General features: G+C 45.5%; 10 protein-coding genes. 5 read left to right on the top strand and 5 right to left on the bottom strand.

All coding sequences use genetic code 11. The features are described from left to right. Positions 1-52: 52 nt before the first annotated feature. A complete protein-coding gene (locus AC5JLB_RS08840; protein WP_495873461.1) occupies positions 53-2,890 on the bottom strand; it encodes a hypothetical protein in 2,838 nt (945 codons plus the stop codon). 506 nt (positions 2,891-3,396) lie between these two features. Here AC5JLB_RS08840 and AC5JLB_RS08835 point away from each other — a divergent pair. Beyond that, positions 3,397-3,918: a pentapeptide repeat-containing protein gene (locus AC5JLB_RS08835; RefSeq protein ID WP_495873460.1), complete on the top strand. Its 522-nt coding sequence runs from the start codon at positions 3,397-3,399 to the stop codon at positions 3,916-3,918. Positions 3,919-3,946: 28 nt separating this feature from the next. Then, a complete protein-coding gene (locus tag AC5JLB_RS08830) occupies positions 3,947-4,264 on the top strand; it encodes a hypothetical protein (protein WP_495873459.1) in 318 nt (105 codons plus the stop codon). Here the strand turns inward: AC5JLB_RS08830 and AC5JLB_RS08825 are convergent. Then, the gene (locus AC5JLB_RS08825; protein ID WP_495873458.1) at positions 4,220-5,251 is read right to left on the bottom strand and encodes a glycosyltransferase family 2 protein; all 1,032 of its coding nucleotides are present in this window, start codon (positions 5,249-5,251) and stop codon (positions 4,220-4,222) included. The genes AC5JLB_RS08830 and AC5JLB_RS08825 overlap by 45 nt on opposite strands. Before the next feature lie 180 nt (positions 5,252-5,431). Here AC5JLB_RS08825 and AC5JLB_RS08820 point away from each other — a divergent pair, with 180 nt between their 5' ends. Further along, positions 5,432-6,484 carry an alpha/beta hydrolase family protein gene (locus tag AC5JLB_RS08820; protein WP_495873457.1) on the top strand — a complete coding sequence of 351 codons (1,053 nt, stop codon included), beginning with the start codon at positions 5,432-5,434 and terminating at the stop codon, positions 6,482-6,484. A gap of 44 nt (positions 6,485-6,528) precedes the next feature. On the opposite strand, the gene AC5JLB_RS08815 is transcribed toward AC5JLB_RS08820, so the two are convergent. Beyond that, the gene (locus AC5JLB_RS08815; protein ID WP_495873456.1) at positions 6,529-7,113 is read right to left on the bottom strand and encodes an endonuclease dU; all 585 of its coding nucleotides are present in this window, start codon (positions 7,111-7,113) and stop codon (positions 6,529-6,531) included. 292 nt (positions 7,114-7,405) lie between these two features. Continuing rightward, on the bottom strand, positions 7,406-7,558 hold the full coding sequence (locus AC5JLB_RS08810; RefSeq protein ID WP_495873455.1) for a hypothetical protein: 153 nt from the start codon (positions 7,556-7,558) through the stop codon (positions 7,406-7,408). Between the two features lie 125 nt (positions 7,559-7,683). Here AC5JLB_RS08810 and AC5JLB_RS08805 point away from each other — a divergent pair, with 125 nt between their 5' ends. Together AC5JLB_RS08805 and AC5JLB_RS08800 are read left to right on the top strand one after the other, a co-directional pair. Further along, positions 7,684-7,836, top strand: coding sequence for a hypothetical protein (locus tag AC5JLB_RS08805; RefSeq protein WP_495873454.1), 153 nt, complete (start codon positions 7,684-7,686; stop codon positions 7,834-7,836). Between the two features lie 20 nt (positions 7,837-7,856). Further along, positions 7,857-8,096, top strand: a complete 240-nt coding sequence (locus AC5JLB_RS08800) for a hypothetical protein (protein WP_495873453.1) — start codon at positions 7,857-7,859, stop codon at positions 8,094-8,096. Positions 8,097-8,262: 166 nt separating this feature from the next. Here AC5JLB_RS08800 and AC5JLB_RS08795 read toward each other — a convergent pair. Next, positions 8,263-9,408, bottom strand: a 1,146-nt coding sequence (locus tag AC5JLB_RS08795) for a hypothetical protein (protein ID WP_495873452.1), incomplete at its 5' end; no start/stop codon positions are given.

Here is a 9,408-nt window from a genome sequence, read left to right as displayed (position 1 = left end):
ACACGGCTAAACCACAGGGCTGATGATTTCCGGTCTTATTTAATCCACGATCCTAGAAGCGCATTCCACCTTCAAAGCGCACCTCAAAGCGATCGCCGCTCATGCCAATGCGAGACAACCAGAAAGCAGCGCGATTGGGCAAGTCATGCTTAAGGATTAGCCCATAAGACGCGCCAGAAACTCGGCTTGTCAAGCTTTCATTCGCCTGAAAGTTTTGAGTATAAGCGCCAACCGACCACGCAGAATTCAGTCGTTGGATGCCCTCTAAACTGACGAAAAAATTATTGCCGAGTTCTAGAGAAGTATTAAACTCTAAGCCAAACGGCAATTCGAGCCGCCCTTGGACAAATGCAAGCGGCGTTAACCCATGATAATCACTGGCAATATAGAAACCGGGTGTGACGGAGTAGCTCAACGCTTTGGTCTCACGGGAATAGGAATAGCTAAAATTTGCATAAGCCGGATTGCTAGAATTTGCATTGCTATTCCAGAATAGTCGCATCGATGGAATACGATTAATAACAGCTTTAGGCGTACCATTTGCGTCTTTCTGCACCTGACTATCAATTCGATTTATCAATGCATTTACATACAATCCCAACGACGATTCAGAATCACCAAGGCTATTATTAGCAACATTAAATGCTGCATCAGGACGTAAATTTAACCAAATACCTGAGTTAACGGTGTAGTTCCATTTTCTCGAAGACCCTGCCCACAACGCTTCTACTGTGGGCAAGAATAAATATCCATCAAAACTATCGACGCGAGTTTTACCTCGACCAATTTGTGAGAGTTCAATGCGATCGAAGGCTAAATCCGACGATCGGATATTAATGGGAACCACTGTGAAATCCGATGCATCCGCGTTCTCACTGGAGCTAATGTTTTCAACAAATTGCCTTCCATCGGGGCTATCTAAGATGATTTGTGCTGCCGCCGAGCGATTCGAGGGTTGATTGCTAGACCGCACGGAGGTTTCATTTCGCGGAATCGGGTTTCCGATAAAGGTCAACGGACCAAATTTATCGTTAGACAAGCGCAACTTAGAGAAATAAGTATCTCCATTCACGAAAACCCGATCAATGTCATAGAACCGAACCAAACGTTGATAATTTCCAGCCCGAATTTGAACAACACTGGAATGCTCCGGCGTAATTGGACTGGGAAAAGTCACTGTTCCAGATATTTGCTCTAACCCACTAGTGCGGTTCGCAAAGTAGAGCGTGCGATTAAGCCGTTGATTAATTTGTCGGCGTTGGTCTGCGGTCAATTTCGTGTCGAGGGGCGCAAACGGTTCTTGTTTTTTGAAGCGCGATCGCGCTTCTTGCAAACCTTGGTCTAGTTCAAGAGGATTGATTAATTCAAAAATTCCTCCCATCAGAAGGCTTAACGTTGTGTTAACTGTTTGTAAGCCATTCACTTCGCCCTGTTCAAGAGAAAACGAGAACGAAGCACCAGGGTTTGCAAATACATTTGAGTAAGTTGCTTTACTTTGGATAGGATCATAGTGTAATAATGTTCGATTGTGCGAACGGTTGACATAAAATCGATGCCAGTTACTGCTTTCAGTACTCGTTCTAGTTTGTAAAATGTTTGGCGCTCTTTGCCCCAAAGAAACCCAAAATAGAGAATTGAGATAATACGAATCTCGCTCTGCATCGTTCAAATCAGAATTGACCAGGATGTTGAGTAAATCAATATTATCGAACTTGCCTAACTGCCCAATTTTCAGCCCTGGAATTGAAGTGATAGTGGGTTTGAATTGAGCCGCTTCACCCGTCAAAGGATTTCCCCACGAAATTCCAGCTTCATTCAAAGAACGCTCAGGAATGGTTGCTCCGTAGAAAAGACCTTCTCCATCTAATAGAGCTTGCAGGTTAACCGTTGGAAAACCTTGCAAAATTAGAGGAGCATTTTCTGCATCTAAATTTTGAAATAATGAAGTGCCGCCATTTGGACTGTGCGTTGAACCTGTGCCTAACCTTGGAGGTTTAGGAATGAGTGAAGAAGCGTCAGAAAGATTTGAATTCGTTGGATTGTTAATCACGACTGAAGGAGCAGGAATTCCTTCCGGATTATTGATTTCTCCAGCAATCGATCGAACTGAGAAGTTGCTTAGATTCACCTCCCCGGTCAGATCTTTAAATGGTTGAGGGACAGTCCAAACGGCTTGCATTCCCCACAATGATTGAGTTAGCTTGATTCTCTGTTCAATCTTAGTTGTCGTTTCTCGACCTTGATAGGAAATGCCACCCTGCCACCCTTGTGTTTCCAAAACAATTCGATTACCAGGCAAAATCCAATAGAATTGCTTTTCCTCTGGAAAATGAGCAAAGTTAAACTGTTTAACAATCGGTTGATTACCTCCAAATCTAGCATCTAGATTCGTATAGTTTTCATACCTGAGTGGATCAAATGAACCTGGAGAAACGGTTAAATCTCCAGTTGGATTAACAAACCAAGGATAACGACTTGAGCTATTCTTAATTGCGTTTAGAACTGCTGCTTCTAAAATTTCTTTTGTAGGAACTAGTTTGTCAGGATGCAGAGGTGGAGTGGGGTTTTCCACCTCTGGTATCGGAGGACTAGATTCGGGGCTTTTAGAGGGAGGATTTAGTTCTGGAAAAGGAGTCTCGTTTGGTGTAGGAATAATAATTTTACTTGGCTCTGGAGCAATGGTTTGAGCCAAGCTGCTCTCTTCCACTTTATTGAAACCATTTTCTAATGAATTCAGGTTAGAAGAATCTTCTAAGATTACCTCAGAAATGGTTGGCAGCAAAGTCGATTCTTGAGCCACTTTGGATTTAGCTTGAGCGGTGTCAAGCCATAGAAAGTTGGCTAAAAGAAACGCAGCGAATGAAAGATAAAAACATCTCTGCTGAACCATGTCTAATAATTTTCAATAGAAACGACTCTAGTAACTTGAGTGGGGCTAAGTATTAAGCTGTATCCCTGAAGCGTTCTTTAACTAAGCCGTAAGTTACTGGTTTTCACTTAGTTTTCAAAGGCACGAGTATGATGCCATAGGATTACTAGGTCGGTGATCTCGGAGTTCTACTGAATTCTGGTTGGCTTGGTAATTTAATAAGTAAAGTTCTGCGTATTAACACGCTCTTCGTCTTGAAGACCATTAAAAACTAAGAGCTTATGTTGAGAAACAACCTAGTTTTAGCTATTAATTTGATTTAGCAGAACTTTGATTTGGCAAACAATGACAATAATGGCGTAGTAGTTTCTGTACAAAAGTTGTTTTTCGACACCCTATTTCGAGCGATTTAATGGAAGTGAAGATCAAAACCTGGAAATATCGAAGGTCGCGATCGCTCAGGATGAGCCTGCCCTGATAAGCTTAAAGAAGTGTTAAGTCTTTCGGATAGGTCAATTCTGGTGAATATGCGTGTACTGCGATTCTTTGAAGCTTGGCTCCGCCCCTTGTTCGGACTCCTTCTTTCTCTCACTATTGGCATGACGTTTTTGGCGCTTCCATCTCAGGCTGCAAGCTCAGCGGCGGTCCGAGCATACGATGATGCCGACGCTACTACTAAAGACTATTCGGGTCAAACACTGATCTCCGCCGAATTTAGCAATGCTCGGCTAGCTGAGGCAAACTTTAGTGGAGCAGACCTGCGGGGAGCCGTCTTCAATGGGTCTGATCTTCGCAAAGTGAACTTTCACGGCGTCAACTTTGGCGAAGGAATTGCTTACTTAAGTGATCTTTCTGGCGCTGATCTAAGCGATGCCGTTCTCACTTCTGCAATGATGTTGCGATCGGTGTTTACTGGAGCCAACGTGACGGGTGCAGATTTTAGTCTTGCGGTCCTCGATCGCTATCAAGTCGTGCAGCTTTGCAAAACCGCAAGCGGGGTCAATCCGGTCACAGGAATTAGCACGCGCGAATCGCTAGAATGTCGATAAGACCCACTCTTATAGGACTCCGTTTGACATGATGTGGCACCGATCTATTCCGCTCTTAGCGCTTCTCGTCACGCTGCCTGCCTATGCCGTCGAACCATCGACAGAATCATCGACTCGCCCAGTGGCTCAACAGCAGCCGACAACAGAGCAACTCTATCAAGCCTGTACTCAAAACCGGGCTGAAACTCTGCCGAATCCCTTTACCGATGTCTCTCCTAATGATTGGGCGTATAAAGCTGTGCTGACGATGCACTACTGCGGAGCCTTCCGGCAGGCTGCACCGAGACGGCTGTTTGATCGTTCACCCTCGCCGCAGCAGTCGGTCGTTCCCATTCAAGCGCAATGATTGCGGATCGGGCGGTGCGCTCTGCGAGGTTGACGGTTCTGGCAAGCATCCAGCGACTTCAGCCAGCGTGTAGAGCGGTCGCCCTTTCACCTCTTCATAGATTCGCCCAATATATTCTCCTAAGATGCCAATGCTGATCAATTGAACCGCACCCAGGAAAAAGATTGTCATGATGATCACGGCGAGTCCATCGAGGGCAGAGTGCGGAACAAAGATTCTCCAATATAGAACCAGCAGCATCATCAACAGTGAGAGAGCCGCAGACAGCAATCCAACGTAGGTCGATAAGCGTAATGGAACTCGTGAGAATGAAACGAGTCCGTTAAGTGCTAACGACCATGATTTGCTAAACGTATATTTTACATCTCCGGCATAGCGGGGGTTACGCTCGAATGGAACGGCAGTTTGAGCAAAGCCAATCCACGATCGCAGTCCGCGAATGTAGCGATTTCGCTCTGGCATCGCATTCAAAATATCGACAACCCGCCGATCCATCAAGCAAAAGTCGCCTGTATCGGTGGGAATGTCGACATCTGCAAGGCGTTTGAGAATGCGGTAAAACACAAAGGCCGTCATTCGCTTAAACCAGCTTTCTTTGTGGCGGGCGCTGCGTTGAGCATAGACCACATCGTATCCCTGCTGCCATTGGGCGATCAGTTCGATGACGAGTTCGGGCGGATCTTGCAAATCGGCATCCATCACCACTACGGCTTGACCCCGCACAAAGTTGAGTCCAGCAGTCACCGCGATTTGATGACCAAAGTTACGAGCGAGGCTGAGGTAACAAATGCGGGGGTCTTGCTGATGCAGTTGCCTTAACAGGGCAAGGGAGCGATCGCGGCTGCCATCATTGACAAATATCAGTTCCGCTTCGCCATCAAGCTGATCAATCACGGCGCACACCTGACGATAAAGCTCTAATAGATTGGCTTCCTCGTTATAGATTGGAATCACAAACGAGTATTTGGGAGAGGTAGATTCAGTCATAGCGAGACGCTGCAAGCAAGTTGGAGCCATTTTGCCAATAGAATACCAGTCTTGATCGAACATTCCTACCGAAGATAGTGGGTTAGATCTGTTGCCGTACCGAATTCCTCACAAAAACTCAATGGATAAGTCGGTAAAATTCATTGGTAAAGCAACCGAGCGTCTTGAGGAGTGAAAATTGTGAAAGTGCTTGCTCACACCGCCTTGACTTGTGCTTGTCTACTGATAAGCAATGTGTTGAACGAAAAGCAATTCACGGCGGCAACGGATGTCGCACAGTCCATTCATGCAAAACAAACACAACCAGCAGTCAGTGTGTCACCTCTATTCAAACAAGTCGATCGCGGCACGATTACCATTGCTTTCTCACCTCCTAAAGGAGCTACACCCGTTTTAGATCAAGCGGATGTCTACTTTCCTGTGGTTGCCGCTCATGCTTCAAAGTCCGTTCAATTTCCCGCTGTGCTATTGCTGCAAGGAGCATTAGTCGATAAATCGGCATATTCAACGTTTGCCTCCAGAGTGGCAAGCTATGGATTCGTTGTGGTGGTTCCCAATCACCAAAGAACGGTAAGCGCTCCGAATGGGCGATCCGTCGCAGGATTAGCGGCTGAACAACAACAAGTCAACGATGTTCTGAGACAGCTAGTTTCTGAGAACGCCAATGCTAAATCTCGCCTTGCTGGAAAGGTAGACACAACGAAGCTGGGGCTGTTAGGACATTCGCTGGGTGGATATGCCGGACTAGGAGCTATTCAAAACATCTGTTTTCCGGGGGTTTGCACAGGTCAGTTTGCCCGACCGCAAGCGTTAAAAGCGGGCATCTTTTATGGAACCAATTTCCGCGTGCCAGCCATCACTGGAAAATTTCCGTCGATTCGGAACCAAAATATTCCCACTGCCTTGGTAGCAGGCAGCCGCGATGGAGTGTCTGACTTGGATGAGACGCAGGCAACCTATAAGCAAATTCAGGATGCGCCCAAAGCGCTGATGGTCGTAAATGGAGCAAATCATTACAGCATTACCAATCAAGATAGCCCGCGCGATCCAACTAGACCCACGTTGAACCAAGCCGAAGCAACAGAAACGATCGCGCGTTGGAGTGCATTGTTTTTGCGGGCACACCTGCTGAATGACCAATCTGCTTTTGACTATGTGTACAAGACGGGGGATGCTCGTGATTCAAACGTTAGCGTCACCAGCGAACTCCCTCAGACCGATCGTTCCAAATAGAGATCCGCTCGTATTATCTAGAGGCTGTTGATCAGCCGACCGATTTACGCTTGCTTGCCGCTTTCTCCTTTGATCACGGCTGATGTGATGAGATGAGCTAGTCGTAGTGCTTCTGGCACATGTCCGCGATCGGTTAATCGAGTTAAGGCTTGAGCTGCGATCGCAGGCGTTGCGCCGCAGACTTGAAACACAAACGGCGGCGTTTGATAAATCTCTCCCGCTTGCTTCAGGGTTGCCCACCGTCGATCAGGCTGAGGCAACCGACGCAGCGCATATTCAACCTTCACTAAGTTAGGCAAGCGGCGCATGACGCTAATGCAGGGAAGACGTAACTGAGCTGAGAGCGCTGGAAGATCGACAACATTGAAGCCTCCAAAGGAGATGCCATCGAGCAGCACTAGATGGAGTTGAGGTAGAAATTTGCTCTTGATTAGCAGATTGACAATTGTTTCAGTCGCGTTCCATCCGTCGGCTTGAAGTTCTCCCCAAACCATGCCCTCAAACCGAGTCCCGGCGCAGATGACGCCTGCGATCGCAACTGGATCAGGGGTTCGTCTAACAAAGGGCGCATCATCAAATCCAATCACTCGCAGCGTGCGGCGTTGTTCAATCAGTTTTTCAAGTTCCATTCCTCTCGTTCAAGCTCAATCATCGGGGTATCACTCTCTAATCTTATCGAGCAATTTTTCAGAGGCTGGTGATTCTCTGAGCGTTTGTTGGTTGCAATTGGGGGCTTTATTGATGCGATTAGCGCAAGCGCAACTCCGCAGGAACCGTAATCGTGTTCTAGACCTCAAATGTCAGCCGTTGCAGCGTCGTTACCGAGTTCTATCCAACTCTGTTTCATGGATGTGATAGTTGACGACGGTTCGAGTTTGCGCCGATCAAATCTTCGCTGCAATCACTTCAACTGTTTGTTAATTAAGGAATGCTATGGCGCAAGTCGGTATGACGCAAGCATTCCTTAGTAATGCCGTAGCGCAAGTCGGTAATGCCGTAGCGCAAGTCGGTATGGCGTAAACGTTCCTTAGTAATGCCGTAGCGCAAGTTAATTGCACCCGCTAGTCTCCGCATACTGCCTTAACTAAGGACAGATTTACTAAAACTTCATGCCATGTTTCTTAGATTCCCTCAGGGTATTACTAGAAGCAACGCAGTAGAGTGAAATTGCCAATAACATTCGCAACCAGGATACTCAGATGCCTCGTCAAAAACGCAATTCTCAAACCCTTGAAAGAGCGCAACAACGCTCCGTTAGCTTGCAATCTATCGACCCTGCTTTGGATCTCGGCAAAGGCTTAACCTTGGACGTTTATTTAAGCGCGGTTCCTGCGGAGTTGCGCTTGCGCTAATCGCAACTCACAAAACCCAATTGGATGATTACAATCGCACCCTATCCTCGATTGAACAACTAGCTCTTGCAGTTGATGAATCTGAGAAAGTGTTGAAGGATTTGAGTGAGCGAATGCTGTTGGGTGTGGGCGCGTTTTATGGCAAGGACAGCGAGCAATATGTAATGGCAGGTGGCGCTCGAAAGAGTGACGTGGCGCATACCATGTCGAAAGCGCGTGTGGGCATGTCGAAGAAGAAGTCGCAGGAGGAAGTCGCTTAATCAAATTGGTTGAGTGTGATTTAGTGTGTTTGAGTTGCCACCCTGCTAAAGCGTTAGTAGGGTGGTTTTGTTTGAAGTGGTAGGAAGAATGCTTTGGCGAATGCGATCGCGCGCTTGATGCATAGTTTTCTGGAACGGGTTTCTACCGATAAAGAAATCAACAGATCTATGGATTTTGAATCAATTTCTTGGCAAAAGCTGTGAGCAATTTTGAGCGTTGACTCAGAAAGCCTTCGAAATCATCATTAAATGTATCTAAAGGACAAAAAGCATTACTCAAAATTTCGCTTAATAAATCTCCGCTAGGCATTAACTGAACATATTCTGATGGCTTCTTGCGCCCAATTTTTTTATTTTCCGAAGCACTTAGAAAGCAAAGATTAGCCAAACAATTAACACTGCTTTCAGATAGACACATATCTTTTAAGTATGCTTTTGGATAGACGTGATGAAATTCTGTTTTATTATATTTTTGTAAAACTTTATCTAAATCAACTAGAGAACCAGACAAAAAAGATTTTGGATTATTGTTAGCAAGAAGCAGAATGAAAGTTTTGGTATTTGCATTTTTGAAACTAAACTGATTACTTCCGAAAAAATTCTCATTAACCTCGCAAGGGAACTCACCTAGTTCGCTAATTTCACCATTTTTAAGTTTAAAGACCTCGTTTATATCACCTATAGTAGTTTTTCTAGTCTGACTACTGTATCTACCTGTAAAGCAAGATCTCCAAAACCATTTTGTTAATTTGTCATAGATTTTTGAATTGTAAGATACTTCTTTTCCATCTGGTTCTGCAAAGAAAACGGCCAAAGGAATAATTAATGCTGAGTATGGAAGATTCTTGAGGGATGCGATTTTTAGCTGCGTTCTCATAAAATCAATAGCACCTAAAATCCCATTTCTTACCCTTGGGAATGCTGAACGAACCTGTTGCCCATTCAGTTCTAACAATCTATCAGGAGTTGGTTCCTTCCTCAGAATAGCTGCGGCGCATCTTAAAATAAGGTCAGAATCTTCTCCAACTTCGGAAAACCCAAACTCTTCAAGATCATCCTTCAGTTCTTTAAAGCTCTCTAACAGATCAAAATCCTCATTCCACGTCCAAGCTGATAGTAGTTGGAGAGTGTCCAGCGCCACACCTAATCTATTTATTCGCTCAAATACAATTGCAACAGTTGCTCTGTTGTCTGTCTTTAGAATTTGAACAGGAACAGATACTTCCTTAAATTTCTCTTGCAACTTATCCAAGCGCCTATAGCGGTTCCCTGAAGGATGAGGTACAGTGAGGGGGATTGATGTAGCCAGCTT

The organism is Myxacorys chilensis (assembly GCF_059505265.1).
The sequence above is the reverse complement of the archived record's forward strand: the minus strand, read 5'-3'. Positions and strand labels throughout refer to the sequence as shown.